Consider the following 15295-nt stretch of genomic DNA (forward strand, 5'->3'; position numbering starts at 1 on the left):
GAATCGGCTCAGCTTAACACAGCCCGTCAGCCGGGACCGGGCGGGGGGTCACTCCTCCGGGATGCGCGCCCGCACGGCATCGCGGTCGAACCACCATTTCTCCCCGACGATGGCGTTGACGATCAGGCCCAGTCGCGGAAACAGCCGCTCGATGTTGTTGAGCTCGTACATCTCGATCCAGGTCTCGAGGGTTTCCTGGTCCTCGATGCCCCGATGACGGCGCGCCACCTTGGCGATCACCTGGTTGGTCAGAAAGGTCAGGTTGTCCCGTTCGCGCCCCTCGGTGCGCAGCCCGGCGATGTAATGAGCCACCATGGCCGCCACAGCGGCACCGTCGGAATCCTCGGGCGTCTCGTCCACCACGTGATTGAGCATGCCCACGGTGGTGTGTGCCTGGATGGGGAACGTCACTCCCAGCCAGACCCCGTGACCCAGGGCCACGATGGAATCGTCCTGTTCACTGCGATAGAGGATATCGCAGGCCTCCACCGCCTCCTGCCACGCGCCGGCCTCCACCAGGGGCTCGACCAGGGGCCGGACCGTCTCCCAGGCCTCTTCGAGGCGCTCGAGGCCCAGCAGGGCCTCGCCCATGTCCAGCAGCACGTGGGCACGCTCCGGCAGGGGGGCGTCATCGGGCATCGCCGCCAGGCGCACCTGCAGATCCGCCAGCTGCTGCTCCATGGCGGCCTGATCCGTGGAGAGGACGCCGGTGAAGGGATTGCCGGGGCGGGTTTCGGGGTCGTGTTCCATGCGTGGGGCTCCGTGGCGTGGGGGACTGTCCGGGCGTGGGCGTCTGGCTTTTTACCGAAGCGGGGCCCGGTTGGCAACCAGCCCCTTCGGATACAGGGTCTTTACTCCCCTATAATGGGCGCCCGTCCTGAACAATCGAGGCATGCAATGAAGAACTACCAGTCGCTGGTGGACGAAGCGCTGACCCGGGTGCCTGAGGTCATGCCCTGGGACCTGCGCGAGCGCCTTCAGGGCCCGGACCGGCCGGTGCTCCTGGACATCCGCGAACCGGAAGAATACGCCGCCATGCACATCCCGGACAGCCTGCACGTGCCCCGGGGCATCCTGGAGGCGGCGGCCGAATGGGGCTTTGACGAGACCGAACCGCGCCTGGCGGGGGCCCGGGACGAGGAGGTCGTGGTGATCTGCCGCTCCGGCCGGCGCAGTGCCCTGGCGGCACGGACCCTGCAGGAGCTGGGATTCACCCGTGTGCAGTCCCTCAAGCTGGGCGTGCGCGGCTGGAACGACGACGACGGCCCCCTTGAGGACGCCCGAGGCGAACCGGTGGACCCCGACGAGGCCGACGAGTACCTGCGGGTCAAGGTGCGGCCGGACCAGATGGGCCCCGATTCCTGACCCGCACCGATGGGTTACACTTGGCCGCATTTCCCACAACAGCGGAGCCTGTGCCATGCCGAGACTGCCAGCCTTGATCCTCCTTACCGTCCTGCTCGCGGCCTGCGGGGGCAACGGTGCCGACAGCGTCGAGGGTGGCGTGGGCGGCGTAGTCAGCCTGGACCCGCAGCTCGCCGGCCAGGCGACGCCCGGGGAAACCGTTTTCCTGTTCGCGCGCCGCCCCGACGGCCCGCCCATGCCGCTGGCGATTCAGCGCCTGCAGGTGCAGGATCTCCCCTACCGCTTCCGGCTGGACGACAGCCACGCCATGACGGACATGACCCTTTCCTCGGTGGATCGGGTGGTGGTGGTGGCCCGTGTATCGCGCTCCGGCCGGGCGATGCCGGCCTCGGGGGATCTGGAGGGTCAGAGCGGGCCGGTGACCACCGGCACGGGCAATCTGGAGATCGTCATCGACCGCGTGCTGCCCTGACGGCACGGCCGGGCGGCAGGACGCCCGGCAGTCGAAGCCCGCACGCCCCGGGCACGGGCGGATCAGCGCTTCCCGGGGGTCCCGGTGCGCAGGCGCTCCTCCTGCGCGCGCAGTTCCGGCGTCAATGCCTCGCCAAAGTCCTCCGGTTCGAACACCTGGCGGATCTCGATCTCGGCCTCCGAGCCGGGCATGGGGTTGGGGCAGCGCTTCACCCACTCGATGGCCTCCTCCTTGGACCTGACCTGCCAAAGCCAGTAACCCGCGATCAGTTCTTTGGTCTCGCTGAACGGGCCGTCGATGACCGTGCGCCGGTCGCCGGCAAAGCGCACGCGTGCGCCCTTGCTGCTTGGCTGCAGCCCTTCACCGGCCAGGAGAATGCCGGCCCGGGCCAGTTCCTCGTTGTACCTTCCCATCGCCTCCAGCAGTTCCCGGCTCGGCAGCCTGCCGGCCTCGGAATCCCTGCTCGCCTTCACAATGATCATGAATCGCATGCTCGTCTCTTCGCGGATTGTGCCATTACCAACCTGTCGAACGGCCGGGCACCGATTCGACAGGTAACCGCCCGCTATGCCCGCGTCGCCACGGTCAGGAGATAGGTATTCTCGATCACCGCGGTACCGTCGGTGGCGCGGTTGTAGCGGTGGAACACCGCCCCGAGGTCCTCCTGCAGTCGTTCCCTTCCGCCCTTGCCGACTGCGCGGATCGCCGGACCGAAGTACGTCAGGAACAGATCCACGGCATGATCCACCGACCGGTAATACTGCAGTGCCGTGCGCTTCTCGCTCTCGATCGAGCGCGTGCCATCACCCAGCAACTCCGCCAGCCCGGCATCGGTCCCCCAGCGAAGCGGCGGCTTCACGCCGGGCGGAGGCGGCACGTACCTGGCATTGGTCGCAAAGAAATCACCGCTCCAGCCCTCGGGGACCGGCGTCGCCAGTCCGATGCGGCCGCCGGGCCTGCAGACACGCAGCATCTCGCGGGCCGCCTTCTCCTGGTCCGGGGCGAACTGCATGCCATACACCGAGAGCACCACGTCGAAACTTCCGTCGGCAAACGGCAGGGACTGCGCATCCCCCACCTGGAACACCGCATCCAGATCGTCTGCCTCCGCCCGCCTTCGGGCACGATCGATCAGCTCGGGGACGTAATCGATGCCGGTGACCTCGCAATACCTTCGTGCCGCCACCAGTGCCGCGGTCCCGCTGCCGCACGCGATATCCAGCACCCGCTGTCCGCCATGGGGATCCACGGCCTCACACAGCGCTTCGGCCATGCAGACGTTCTGGCGGGCAATCTGATGAAAGTCACCCGTGGCCCAGGTCTCCTTCTGCTTCGCCGTAACGGCATCCAGATCGACGGTGTTGCCTGCTTCGCTCATGGGAGTTTCCTCCTTCGCTTCCGAGGCGGGAACTGCTGACCTGCTGATGGCGATCGGCATGCCCGCCGTCCCGTGCTTGCGTGCGGCGGGGAAGACCCGCCTCCGTGGGTATGACATGCCGGAATGCGAGAACTGCCGCCGAACCCGTCCTCATTCCATCCGGTTTATGACGAACTCACCCTGGACATATCGATCATTCGAATCCCGCAAGGATCCTCGCGATCGACGCGTTGGTATCCGGAGAAGGGCTACCCCGCCCCGTCCGCTGCCGGATCGGGAAGCCCGCTGTAGACGGCCTCGTCATCGGGCATGATGCGCTCCCGCACCACGCGCCATTTGCCGTCGGCCTCCTGTTCCAGCAGCACCTCCAGCCCGTGGCTCACGATAGTGCCGTCGGCGGCCTCCACCCGCTCCCGGGTCTGGAACATGATGCGCGTGTCGGTGCTGACCGTCATGCGAAGGCCCTGGTACCTCACTGACTTGAGCAGGCCTTCCTTGAACTCGTGCTCGCACTGGCGGGCCCAGTCCTCGTAGCCGATGACGTCGAAGCCGGAGATGCCGTGCACCTGCACGCGCTTCGAGACGAGGTCCATGTGGGCCTCGTAATCCAGGGCCCGGGCGGTGCGTTCAACCGCGTCGAGCCATTGAAGGACGATTTCCCGGGACATGTTGTTCTCCGTCATGGGGGCATTGTGGCAGGGGCGGCGGCCGGGGGCCACGGAGTCATCCGCGCACGAACAGGGCCATGGATTCCACGTGGCTGGTGTGCGGGAACATGTCCATGACCCCGGCGGCCTCCAGGCGGTAGCCGTGGGTGTTGACCAGGATGTCCGCGTCCCGTGCCAGGGTGGCGGGATTGCAGGACACGTACACCACGCGGTCCGCCCCGACCCGCCCGGGCAGATCCAGCACGCCTGCCGCCCCCGCCCTGGGGGGGTCCAGCAGCACGGCGTCGTAGCGCGCCTGCGCCCAGGGGCTGTCGTGCATGCTCGACGCCAGGTCAGCGGCGTGGAAATCCACGTTGTCGATGCCGTTGAGGCCGGCGTTCTCCCGGGCCCGGGCCACCATGGCCGCCTCCCCCTCCACGCCGGTCACGTGACCGGCCCGCCGGGCGAGGGGCAGGCTGAAGTTGCCCAGGCCGCAGAACAGGTCCAGCACCCGGTCACCGGGCCCGGTCTCCAGCAGGTCGATGGCCCGGGCCACCATCGCGCGGTTGATGTCGCGGTTCACCTGGATGAAATCCAGCGGACCGAAAGGCACCCGCACGTCGAAATCCGGATGGGCGTAGACCAGCGGCCCGGGCTCGGCCGGCCACAGGCGGTGCACCGTGTCAGGGCCCTTGGGTTGCAGCCAGACCTGCACGCCCTCGTCCCGGGCGAAGGCCGTCAGGCGTTCCCGGTCGGCATCGCTCAGGGGCTTGAGATGGCGAAACACCAGCGCCGTGCGGTCGGCGTCGTCCACGGCCACCTCCACCTGGGGAATCCGGTCCCGGGCAGCCATGGCGGTGATCAGATCCCGCAATGCACGGATGCGCCGACCCACGGACGGGTGCAGCACCTCGCAACCCCCGATGTCCGCCAGGAAATGGCTGTAGCGCTCCCGGAATCCCACCAGCACGCCGCCCTTCTTCGGTACATGCCTGGCACTGAGCCGGGCCTTGCGCCGGTAGCCCCAGGGTTCACCCCGGATGGGCGCCACGATGCGTTCCGGCCGCACCCGACCCACGCGTTCAAGGACCTCCAGCACCGCCCGCTGCTTGGCCTGGATCTGGGCATCGGCGCCCATGTGCTGCAGGCTGCAGCCGCCGCAGACGCTGAAATGGGGGCACCGGGGTTCCACCCGCTCCGGCGCGGCCTCGATGATCTCCACCGGCGCCGCCTCGTCGTAACGCCGGTGACAGGCCACGTAACGGGCCCTGACCCGTTCGCCGGGCAGTGCGCCGTCCACGAACACCGTCTTGCCTGAGACCCGGGCCACCCCGCGCCCCTCGTGGGTGAGGGATTCGATCATGACCTCCACCGGCGCGGCGGGCACCGGCGCCGGACGTGCCCTGCGGCCCATCAGCCCTTGTGCCCCGCCTGCCATGCCTCCAGGAAGGCGCCCAGGTGTGCCTCGGGGGATTCGGCCAGCATCCGGCGCACGCGCGCCAGTTCCTCCTCCAGGGCCTGCTCCGTGAGCCGGCCCCGCAGGTGCTCGAAGCGCAGGTACACCAGGTAGGTGTTGAGCACGTCGGTCTCGCAGTAGTTGCGGATGCCGCGGATGTCCCCGGCGAGGTACGCATCCCAGACCTTCGCGCCGCTCATGCCCATCTTGCCGGGGAAGCCGAGCAGGCTCGCCACCTCGTCCAGGGGCGCATTGGCGCGCATCTGGAACCCCGCCAGTACATCCATCAGGTCCAGGTGGCGCCAGTGGTAGCGGGAGAGATAGTTGTTGTACCGGAACTCCCGGTCGTCATCGCCCGTGTCCCAGTAGCGCGGCGCGCTGATGCCGTGCAGCAGGGCGCGGTAATGGATCACCGGCAGATCGAACCCGCCGCCGTTCCAGGTGACCAGCGTCGGGGTGTAGCGCTCCACCCCTTCGAAGAATCGGGCGAGCAGTTCCTTCTCGGGTGCGTCCTCCTCGCCCAGGGACCACACGGCCAGCCGGTCCCGGGTGGCCAGCACCACGGAAATCGCCACGATGCGGTGCAGATGCAGGGCGAGAAACTCGCTGCCCGTCTTCTGCACCCGCAGCTGGGTGAGCGCCCGGGCGGTGTCCTCGTCTGAGAGCCCCTGAAACCCGTGAATCCGGCGCCCGCCTTCCACGTCCGGCACGGTTTCGATGTCGAATACCATCACCGGCGTCATGCGGGAAACACCCCGGTGGAGATGTAGCGGTCGCCCCGGTCGCAGATGATGGACACGATCACCGCGTTTTCCAGCTCCCGCGAAAGGCGCAGGGCGGCGGCCACGGCCCCCCCGGAGGACACGCCGCAGAAGATCCCCTCCCGCGCGGCCAGGAGCCGCATGGTGTCCTCGGCCTCCGGCTGGGTCACCTCCAGGGTGCGGTCCACGCGGAAATCCTCGAAGATGCCCGGCAGGTAGGCCTCGGGCCAGCGCCGGATGCCCGGGATGCTCGCGCCCTCGGCAGGCGTCACGCCGACGACCTCGACGGACGGGTCCTGTTCCTTGAGATAGCGCGAAGTGCCCATGATGGTGCCGGTGGTCCCCATGGCGCTGACGAAATGAGTGATGCCGCCGCGGGTGTCCCGCCAGATCTCGGGGCCTGTGCCCTCGTAGTGGGACAGCGGGTTGTCCGGGTTGGAGAACTGGTCGAGCACCCGCCCCCTGCCTTCCGCCTCCATCTGTTTGGCCAGATCACGGGCACCCTCCATGCCCTGTTCGCGGCTCACCAGGATGATCTCCGCACCGAACGCCTTCATGGAGGCGCGGCGCTCGGCACTCATGTTCTCCGGCATGATGAGCACCATGCGATAGCCCTTCATGGCCGCCACCATGGCCAGCGCGATGCCTGTGTTGCCGCTGGTGGCCTCCACCAGGGTGTCGCCGGGGCGGATGTCGCCGCGCTCCTCGGCCTTGCGGATCATGCCCAGCGCCGGGCGGTCCTTCACCGATCCGGCGGGATTGTTGCCTTCGAGTTTCACCAGTATGGTGTTGGATGTCTCCCCCGGCAGGCGTTGCAGGCGCACGAGGGGGGTATTGCCGACACAGGATTCCAGGGTGGGATAGGTCATGTACTCGCAGGGACCGTGCAGGAACGTGGGCGGACATTATAAACAAGACCGGGGGATACGTCCTGAACGCCCCCGGGCATCTCCAACGGCGATAACATGGTGGGCATCATGCTGACCATCGATCGCACAGGGACCCCGTCCACCGGCGGCCCGGAGACCCGGGACCGCGCGGCGATGCCGCTCACGGCGCGCGCGCCGCCGGTACGGGCGGGTACGCGGTTCCAGCGGACCTGTTGTGCGGTGCCTGACGGGCGCATGCGGCTGCGGCGGGCGCCATGAGCCGGTCCTGGCGCATCAAGCACCGGCTGTTCATCCTGGCACTGCTGCCCGCGGTGGTGGTGGGTATCGTGCTCACCGCCTACTGGTCCATGCTCAAGGTCCAGGAACTGGAAAGCCGGCTGGTCACCCGTGGCAACACCATCGCGGGCTTTCTGGCGCCGGTGGTGGCCCACGGTGTCACCTCGGGCAATGACGCGCTGGTCCGTTCCGTCGCCGCACACATGCGCTCCCAACCGGACCTGGTGGCGATCCGCGTCTTCGATCGGCACGGCAACCCGATCTACACGCACGTGCAGGAACCCCCGCCGTCCCGGCGGCTGCATGTGCTGTCGGAACGGCTGTTCGGGCACGGCACGCGGGCATTCGAGGCACCCGTCCTGTCGGGCGGCCCGGGTGACATCGGACACAACGGCGGTCCCGTCGACACCGGGGCCGGCGAACCCCGGCAGGTCATCGGACAGGTCCGTATATCCCTGTCCACGATCCCCACCGCGATCAAGCAGACGGAGTGGATACTGCGCAGCATCGCGATCATCCTCGGCCTGCTGGCGATCACCGCGGTGATCGCCAGCCGCCTGGAGCGCCCGCTGTCGCGGACGCTGGAGGAGATGGCGGACACGGTGCATCGCATCGGCAGGGGGGAACTGGACGCGCGCCTCCCCGTGCGCGGAGGCGGGGAACTGGAGGTACTGGCCAACGGCATCAACCGCATGGTGGAGAACCTTCGCCAGGCCCATGCCCGCATGACCGCCCGCGTCCAGGCCTCCACCCGGGACCTGCAGGATCAGCTCAAGCTCATCGACGAGAAGAACCGCGCCCTGACCGTTGCGCGCACGCAGGCCGAGGAAGCCAACGTCAAGAAATCCCGTCTGCTCGCCAACATCAGCCACGAACTGCGCACGCCCCTGAGCGCCATCCAGGGTTACACCGAACTGCTCGCGCAGCAGGGCAACCTGGACGAACGCCAGCAGGGGTGGCTAGGGATCATCAATGCATCCAGCCGGGACACGCTCAAGCTGGTCAACGAACTCCTGGACGTGTCGCGGCTGGAATCCGGGCGCATGAGCATCCACAAGGCGCAGTTCGACCTGGGCCAGTGTCTTGCGGAGGTCATCGGCATCTGCCGCCGTTCCGCCCATGGACGCCGGGCGGACGTCACCCTGCTGATGGATCCGCAGACGCCCGAGCGCATCAGTTCCGACAACCTGCGCTTCAAGCAGGTCATCACCAACGTCCTGAGCAATGCACTGAAGTTCACCCGCGACGGACGCGTAAACATCCACACCGGGGTGCGCAGTGCCGACGGGCGCCGGCAGCTGGAGATCGGCGTGCGCGATTTCGGGCCGGGCATCAACCGGGACGACCTGTTCCACATCTTCGAGCCGTTCTTCCAGGCCGGTCAGGCGCACACCGAAAGGCCAGGCGGCGGTGCCGGGCTCGGCCTGAGCATCACCCGCGGCATCGTGGGCCTGCTGGGTGGCCGGATCACGGTGGACAGCACCCCGGGCACGGGCAGTCTGTTCACCATCTTCCTGCCGCTCGACGACGCCGACGTACCCCCGGCCGTTCCCTTATCGCCCCGCTCCGTGGACAGGGTGGCGGTATGGAGCGACGACCCCGAGATTCAACGGGCGCTGCTCGAGACGCTGGAAGTCATGCGTCTGTCTGCCCATGCCTGCCGGGACCAGGAAACGTATCTCCGGTACCTGGGCACCCATGCGCGCGACCTCGGTATCGTCTGGGTGGGCGAACTGCCGGATCACGCACTGACGCAGTTCAGGGATCACCCCGACCCATGTGCCCGCACCCTGCTGGCACGCCGCACGGGCCTCGGCAGGGAGACCATGGACACGCTGGCCGCGCAGGGGGCACACCTGATACCGCTGACCGTGTCGGTGCCCGCCCTTGACCGGGCGATTCGGGACATGACACGGCCCGGCGGGGCGGACACGCGGCGGACCGCGGCGGCGGACCCGGGGCATGCCCGACTTGACGGTTACCGGTTCCTGGTGGCCGATGACAATACGGTCAACCGGCGCCTGCTCACCGAACTGATCCAGCGCCACGGCGGCAAGGTGGAACAGGCCGGAGACGGCGACGCGGCCGTGCGCGCCCACCGGGCGAATCCGCCCGATCTGGTGTTCATGGATGTGCACATGCCGGGCAAGGACGGCATGGCCGCGCTGGAGGAGATCCGCGCCGCGGACGCCACCGCACGCGTGGTGGCCGTCACCGCCGATCTCCGCCCCGAGATGCATATCGCGCTGCTTCAGCATGGCTTCGACAACGTGCTCTACAAGCCGGTCTCCGAGGATGATCTGCTCGCCTGCGTGGAGGACGCGCCGCATGACCGCCCCCGGGCGCCTGGGCGCACCGGGGGGGACGTGTTCGACGCGCACCAGCCGGTCCATGACAACGAGATCGCCCTGCAGCGGGCGGGCGGCAACCCTCGGCTGGCCAGGGACATGCTGCAGATGCTGATCCGGGACGTGGAACGGGTGCGCGCGCAATTGGGCCGGGGCACGACCGATGCGGAAACCCTGGGGGACACGGTACACCGCATCCATGGCGGTGCCCGCTGCTGCGGCACCGTGCGCCTCGCCGCCCGCAGTCATGCGCTGGAGGCGGCACTCAAGGGCGGGCAGCCGGATCGCCTGGAGGCGCTGAAGGATGCATGGATCGGGGAACTGGATGCGCTGCTGGAACAGGGTGACGCCCTGTTGCGATCCCTGGAGGACATGGCGTCGAGCACCGACTGAAGGTCGACGCGATCCGTACACGATCCCCGGGAATGCTGCTCTGGCGCTCACCGGTGCGCCCGCGGGCCCGCATAGCTCACCACCCTTCTACTGCGGCCGCCGATCTGCGCACTGTGGCGGGGCGTACTCGCTTCGAACGGTGGTGAGATATGCGTGCCAGGGCAACGCGTTCCGAATGCACGTTTCAGGCGGGAGCCTGGATCCCTGCCGAACAACGCACGGCCATCTCGCGAGGAGACGAAGACCGGGTGAACCGCTCAATCACCCAGGAGCATGACGAAGGCCAGCGCGTATGCCCGTTCGTCGGCCAGGCTGATTCGGGACCCGGTCACGCCCAGGCGCCGGGCCGTGTCTTCGGCCCGGCCGGAAAACACCAGCACGGGCCGCCCCCGGCCGTCATGGTCCACGCCCACGTCCGCGAAGCGCATGTGCGCCCCCACCCCGACGCCCAGGGCCTTGCTGACCGCTTCCTTGGCGGCAAAACGCCGCGCCAGGAACGCCGCGGGCGCGGCGTTGCCATGATAGCCGGGCCATTCCACCGGGTGCAGGATCCGGCGCGCGAAGCGCTCGCCGTGACGGGTCAGCAGCCGCTCCACCCGGGCGATGCTCACCAGATCCGTACCGATGCCCAGCACCGTCATGGCCGGTCCGTCACGCGCGGGCCGCATCCATGGCCGCGCGCATGTCCCGCACGGCGGCGGTGATCCCGGAGAAGATGGCGCGTGCCACGATGGAGTGACCGATGTTCAGTTCGTGCAGCACCGGGATGGCGGCCACGGGACCCACGTTGTAGTAATCGAGACCATGACCGGCGTTGATCACCAGGCCCAGCTCACGGCCGTGGGCGGCGGCCGACCGGATGCGCGCCAGCTCGGCGTCCCGGGCGGCGCCCGGCGCGGCATTGGCGTAGGCACCGGTATGGAGTTCCACCACAGGCGCGCCAATGCGCCGGGCCGCGTCCAGGTGCGCCGGTTCCGGCTCCACGAACAGCGACACCTCAATGCCCGCCTCCACCAGCGGCGCGCAGAAGGCCCGGAGACGCGTCTCCCCGCCCAGCACGTGGAGACCCCCCTCGGTGGTGAGTTCCTCCCGGCGTTCGGGCACGATGCAGCAGGCCTCGGGCCGGACCCTGAGGGCGATGCCCTGCATCTCCGGGGTGGCAGCCATCTCCAGGTTCATGCCCGTGCGGATGCGTTCCCGCAGCACCTCCACGTCACGGTCCTGGATGTGGCGGCGGTCCTCGCGCAGGTGCAGGGTGATGATGTCCGCACCCGCCGCCTCCACCAGGCGTACGGCCTCCTCCAGATCGGGGTAAGGCGTACCCCGGGCCTGGCGGATGGTGGCGATATGATCGATGTTCACACCCAGGCGCAGGTGTGTGTCGGCATCAGGCGTCATTGTCCGGCGCAACTCCTCGTGGACGCGAGTGGTCTGGCGAATGCGGGCGAAGCAGCGCCCGGCTGATGATTCGGCGTCCCTGCAGATGGTAATCCAAAAGGCCGCGCAACATGTGCTTGGCCTCCTGCCGCGCCTGTCGTGATGCCAGGCGGCCCTCCAGCAGTTCCCGCAGGGTGCCGCCATGCACGAAGTCCCCCCGGGAGACCTCGGCGGCGCTCGCCGGACGCAGGCCCCGCTGGGGCTCGTAGACATACGCGCCCCCGGCGTCCAGGGCGCCCGTATCCAGGCTGTCGAGCCCTTCGCCCAGGTGGCGCAGGAGATGCAGTTCGTAACGTCGCAGCGGCGGCTCCAGCGCGGCCTGCGGGTCGGCCAGCCGAGCCAGGGCCTCGGCATACTCGTCCACCAGCCCCTCCAGCGGGATCTGCCGGGGCAGCAACTTGAGGGCCAGCTCGTTGAGGTAGAACCCGCAGGCCAGCCGCGGTGCGGGCAGATCGAAGGCCGCCTGTTCCTCCATGAGCGAGAGGGTCTTCAGTTCACCGCGCCCCTGCCACACCAGTTCGTGGCGCACGAACGAACGACAGGCGGCACCGCGACCGCGGTACAGGCAGGCGGTGCGTCCCTCGGCCTCGGTGAGCAGATCCAGCACCCGGCTGTTGTCCCGGAAAGGACGCGCGTGCAGGACGAAACCGGTGGTAGAAACCCTGCTCACGTTGGAACTCGCAGTTCAAGGTTCAAAGTTCAAAGTCGAGGCGTCGATATCTTCGGTGTAAGACCCGGCACGGTGTCCCCCTTAAACATTGAACATTGAACATTGAACCTTGAACTTTGAACTTTGACCCTCTACGGATCAATACCCATGCGGCGGATGGAATCCGCATCGCCCTGCCAGCCCTCGCGCACCTTTACCCAAAGGCGCAGCATCACCTTGCGCTCGAGTATGTCCTCCAGGGTCTCCCGTGCCGCGATCCCGACATTCTTGATCATGCGCCCGCCCTTGCCCACCACGATGGCCTTCTGGCTGTCCCGCTCCACCCAGATGACCGCGTCGATATGGGTCACCGAGGGCGTGTCACGCCAGGATTCCACTTCCACCACTGTGGCGTAGGGCACTTCCTGGCCCAGCCGTTCCAGCAGCTGCTCGCGGATCACCTCGGTGACGCGAAAACGCTGGCTGCGGTCGGTCAGTTCATCCTCCGGAAAGAGATGCACCCCCTCGGGCAGACAGCCCGTGAGGACATCCACGAGGGGTTCGAGGTTCACGTGGCGAAGCCCCGACACCGGCAGGATATCGGCAAACTCGTGCAGGCCGCGCAGCTTCTCGATGAACGGCAGCAGCGCCTCTTTGCGGGGCAGACGGTCCACCTTGTTGATGGCCAGCACCACCTTCGCGCCCGCCGCCTTGAGCATGTCGAGGATCTGCGCATCCCCGTCTTCCCAGCGATCCGCCTCCACCACAAACAGCACCGCGTCGCAGTCGGAGAAGACCGCCTGGGCGGACTGGTTGAGCAGACGGCCCAGCAGTTTCCCGGAGCGGGTATCGATGCCCGGGGTATCCACCAGGATCAACTGATCCGCGCCCCGGGTGACAATCCCCAGGATCCGGTGGCGGGTGGTCTGGGGCTTGCGCGTCGTGGCCGCGATCTTCTCGCCCACCAGGGCGTTGAGCAATGTGGACTTACCCACGTTGGGGCGTCCGACGATGCCGATGTAGCCGCAACGGGAGGGGCGATTGGGTTCGGTGCTCAAGGGATCAGCCTGATTCAAAGTTCAAGGTTCAAGGTTCAAAGTTCAAGGTTCAAAGTTCAAAGTTCAAAGTTCAAAGTGGGAGCCGTCGAGGGTTCCCGAGTCCAACCTGGCATGGTGTTCCCTGGAACCTTGGTTCACGATTGAAGGTTCAACGCGGGGGTCGTCGATGCTCCCGGCGTCAAGGCCGGCAAGCTTGTCCCCTTGAACTTTGAACCTTGAACTTTGAATCATCCCGTCAGCGCCTTCAAAGCGCTTTCCGCCGCTGCCTGCTCCGCACGCCGGCGGCTGCTGCCCTCGCCGTGGGCTTCCAGCGCGGCGCTTTCGATTCGGCACAGGGCGCGGAAGTGCTGCGCGTGCGCCTTGCCCGTCACGGACTCCACCTCGTAGACCGGCAGGGCATGATTGCGTGCCTGCAGCCATTCCTGCAGGCGGGTCTTGGGATCCTTGAGGGCATCGGCGCCCGGCAGGTCTTCAAGCCGCTCACGGTAAAGCGCCAGCACGAAATCCCGTGCCGCCGCGAAGCCGCTGTGCAGATAGACCGCGCCGATGACGGCCTCCACCGCGTCCGCCAGGATGGATCGGCGCCTGGCGCCGCCGCTCTTGAGTTCTCCCTGCCCGAGGCTGATACGGCCTTCAAGGCCCCACGCCCGGCCTACGGCCGCCAGGCTGTCCTTGTCCACCAGCACGGAACGCAACCGGCTGAGATCCCCTTCCGTGGCATCGGGCCGCTGCCTGAACAGCTGCTCCGCCACGACAAGCCCGAGCACCGCGTCACCCAGGTACTCGAGGCGTTCATTGTTTCGGGTGCCGGCGCTTCGATGGGTGAGCGCCTCCTCCAGCAGTTCGGAGTCGCGCAACGAGGACGGCAGCAGGTCCAGCAGCGACGCGTCGCTCATGGGCCCACGCGGTACTCCCGCTCGAAGCTCACCACCGCATCCACATTGGCGATCACGTTGGTGCGCACTTCGTACTCAAGCAGGATGAAGCGCTGCTCACCGCGCTGTTCCAGCGTGATGTTGTCCCGGCTCACATGATCCACGCCATTGATCTGAAAACGCCGGTCGGCGGCCCGGCGTATGTCCCGCACGTTCCGGGCCTGCTCGCCGCCCTCGCCGGATATATCCTTGAGAATGGAGTTCACGGTCATGAACTCGGTATAGATGGGAAACAGGCGCAGACCCACCGTTCCGAAGATCACTGCCACCGCGGCGATCAGGAGCAGTGCGATGAGGCTAACACCGCGTTCCCTGCGAAATCCTGGCAACCTCTTCATGTCGAATCTCTCCCCCTGTGCTGATCGCCGGGGCACGCTCCCCGGCACCGTCAACGGATTCTTGTACCGATGCGGCTCAGATCCGACGACTGATCACCGAAATCCCAGTGCATCCAGATCATCACCGCCTTGCCAACCAGGTTCTCCTCGGGCACGAAGCCCCAGAAACGGCTGTCATTACTGTTGTCGCGATTGTCTCCCAACACGAAGTAATGCCCTTCCGGCACCTCGATCTCGCCTTCCACCGACGAGCGCTGGGGCCACGACAGGATCTCGTGGGTCACATCCCCCAGGGACTCCTCGGAAAGCATAGCACCGGTCATCACCGAACCGGACCCCACGCCTTCGTAGGTACCCACCTCCTGCTGCGGCACCAACTCATCATTGATGTACAGGCGCTTATTGTAAAACGCCACGCGATCCCCCGGCAGCCCCACCACACGCTTGATGTAGTCCTCGCGCGGGTTCTCCGGATAACGGAACACCGCCACCTCGCCGCGCTTCGGCAGCCCGGTCGGGATGATCTGCTGGCGCGTCACGGGAAGACGGATGCCGTAGCTGTACTTGGTGACCACGATGAAATCGCCCACCAGCAGGGTGGGCATCATGGAGCCGGAAGGAATGCGGAAGGGCTCGATCATGAATGAGCGCAGCACCAGCACGATCAGCAGCACCGGGAAAAAGGACTTGGAGTACTCCACGTACCAGGGTTCTCCCGGCCTGGCGTTGCCATGCGCGGGTGCGCCATCCGCCGCGGCGGCCTCGCGCTGCCGGCGCCATACGAAGGCGTCCAGCAACCAGACGGCACCCGTGACCAGGGTGCCCACCACCAGCACCAGTTCAAGATCGAAAGTCATCCCCTGCTTCCCCTGTGCTCCATTGTTTTCACGGC

Annotated in this window: 17 protein-coding genes; 3 read left to right on the forward strand and 14 right to left on the reverse strand. The window is 67.3% G+C overall.

Going from position 1 to position 15295, the window contains the following annotated elements; genetic code table 11:
* Nucleotides 1-48: 48 nt before the first annotated feature.
* The gene (locus tag THITHI_RS0100740; RefSeq protein ID WP_018231153.1) at nt 49-750 is read right to left on the reverse strand and encodes a hypothetical protein; all 702 of its coding nucleotides are present in this window, start codon (nt 748-750) and stop codon (nt 49-51) included.
* A gap of 147 nt (nt 751-897) precedes the next feature.
* On the opposite strand from THITHI_RS0100740, the gene THITHI_RS0100745 reads away from it, so the two are divergent.
* On the forward strand, nt 898-1365 hold the full coding sequence (locus THITHI_RS0100745; RefSeq protein ID WP_018231154.1) for a rhodanese-like domain-containing protein: 468 nt from the start codon (nt 898-900) through the stop codon (nt 1363-1365).
* A gap of 55 nt (nt 1366-1420) precedes the next feature.
* Nucleotides 1421-1837, forward strand: coding sequence for a c-type cytochrome biogenesis protein CcmI/CycH (locus THITHI_RS0100750; RefSeq protein WP_083908625.1), 417 nt, complete (start codon nt 1421-1423; stop codon nt 1835-1837).
* A gap of 62 nt (nt 1838-1899) precedes the next feature.
* On the opposite strand, the gene THITHI_RS0100755 is transcribed toward THITHI_RS0100750, so the two are convergent.
* From THITHI_RS0100755 to cysM, 6 genes are all read right to left on the reverse strand, one after another.
* A complete protein-coding gene (locus tag THITHI_RS0100755) occupies nt 1900-2328 on the reverse strand; it encodes a YciI family protein (protein ID WP_018231156.1) in 429 nt (142 codons plus the stop codon).
* 74 nt (nt 2329-2402) lie between these two features.
* Complete coding sequence (locus THITHI_RS0100760) at nt 2403-3215, reverse strand: class I SAM-dependent methyltransferase (RefSeq protein ID WP_018231157.1); 813 nt, start codon at nt 3213-3215, stop codon at nt 2403-2405.
* Nucleotides 3216-3463: 248 nt separating this feature from the next.
* On the reverse strand, nt 3464-3883 hold the full coding sequence (locus THITHI_RS0100765) for a hypothetical protein (protein WP_232199363.1): 420 nt from the start codon (nt 3881-3883) through the stop codon (nt 3464-3466).
* Between the two features lie 55 nt (nt 3884-3938).
* Entirely contained in the window at nt 3939-5276 is a 1338-nt protein-coding gene (gene rlmD, locus THITHI_RS0100770) for a 23S rRNA (uracil(1939)-C(5))-methyltransferase RlmD (protein WP_018231159.1), read from the reverse strand.
* The gene (locus THITHI_RS0100775; RefSeq protein WP_026185937.1) at nt 5276-6061 is read right to left on the reverse strand and encodes a 3'-5' exonuclease; all 786 of its coding nucleotides are present in this window, start codon (nt 6059-6061) and stop codon (nt 5276-5278) included. Before THITHI_RS0100775 ends, rlmD begins: the two co-directional genes overlap by 1 nt.
* A complete protein-coding gene (cysM, locus tag THITHI_RS0100780; protein WP_018231161.1) occupies nt 6058-6948 on the reverse strand; it encodes a cysteine synthase CysM in 891 nt (296 codons plus the stop codon). Before cysM ends, THITHI_RS0100775 begins: the two co-directional genes overlap by 4 nt.
* Before the next feature lie 275 nt (nt 6949-7223).
* Between cysM and THITHI_RS0100790 the strand changes: the two genes are divergently transcribed.
* Nucleotides 7224-9986, forward strand: coding sequence for a response regulator (locus tag THITHI_RS0100790; RefSeq protein WP_018231163.1), 2763 nt, complete (start codon nt 7224-7226; stop codon nt 9984-9986).
* Between the two features lie 257 nt (nt 9987-10243).
* Here THITHI_RS0100790 and acpS read toward each other — a convergent pair whose 3' ends face one another.
* From acpS to lepB, 7 genes are all read right to left on the reverse strand, one after another.
* The gene (gene acpS, locus THITHI_RS0100795; protein WP_051079959.1) at nt 10244-10627 is read right to left on the reverse strand and encodes a holo-ACP synthase; all 384 of its coding nucleotides are present in this window, start codon (nt 10625-10627) and stop codon (nt 10244-10246) included.
* Nucleotides 10628-10637: 10 nt separating this feature from the next.
* The gene (pdxJ, locus tag THITHI_RS0100800; RefSeq protein WP_018231165.1) at nt 10638-11384 is read right to left on the reverse strand and encodes a pyridoxine 5'-phosphate synthase; all 747 of its coding nucleotides are present in this window, start codon (nt 11382-11384) and stop codon (nt 10638-10640) included.
* Nucleotides 11374-12093: a DNA repair protein RecO gene (recO, locus tag THITHI_RS0100805; RefSeq protein WP_018231166.1), complete on the reverse strand. Its 720-nt coding sequence runs from the start codon at nt 12091-12093 to the stop codon at nt 11374-11376. The genes pdxJ and recO overlap by 11 nt, the downstream gene beginning before the upstream one ends.
* A gap of 131 nt (nt 12094-12224) precedes the next feature.
* Nucleotides 12225-13130, reverse strand: a complete 906-nt coding sequence (era, locus tag THITHI_RS0100810) for a GTPase Era (protein ID WP_026185938.1) — start codon at nt 13128-13130, stop codon at nt 12225-12227.
* Between the two features lie 227 nt (nt 13131-13357).
* Nucleotides 13358-14026, reverse strand: coding sequence for a ribonuclease III (gene rnc / locus THITHI_RS0100815; RefSeq protein ID WP_018231168.1), 669 nt, complete (start codon nt 14024-14026; stop codon nt 13358-13360).
* Nucleotides 14023-14403, reverse strand: a complete 381-nt coding sequence (locus tag THITHI_RS0100820) for a DUF4845 domain-containing protein (protein ID WP_026185939.1) — start codon at nt 14401-14403, stop codon at nt 14023-14025. Before THITHI_RS0100820 ends, rnc begins: the two co-directional genes overlap by 4 nt.
* Before the next feature lie 50 nt (nt 14404-14453).
* Nucleotides 14454-15260 carry a signal peptidase I gene (gene lepB / locus THITHI_RS0100825; protein WP_018231170.1) on the reverse strand — a complete coding sequence of 269 codons (807 nt, stop codon included), beginning with the start codon at nt 15258-15260 and terminating at the stop codon, nt 14454-14456.
* Between the last annotated feature and the right edge of the window lie 35 nt (nt 15261-15295).

It is taken from the genome of Thioalkalivibrio thiocyanodenitrificans ARhD 1 (assembly GCF_000378965.1).
GTDB lineage: Bacteria > Pseudomonadota > Gammaproteobacteria > Ectothiorhodospirales > Ectothiorhodospiraceae > Thioalkalivibrio_A > Thioalkalivibrio_A thiocyanodenitrificans.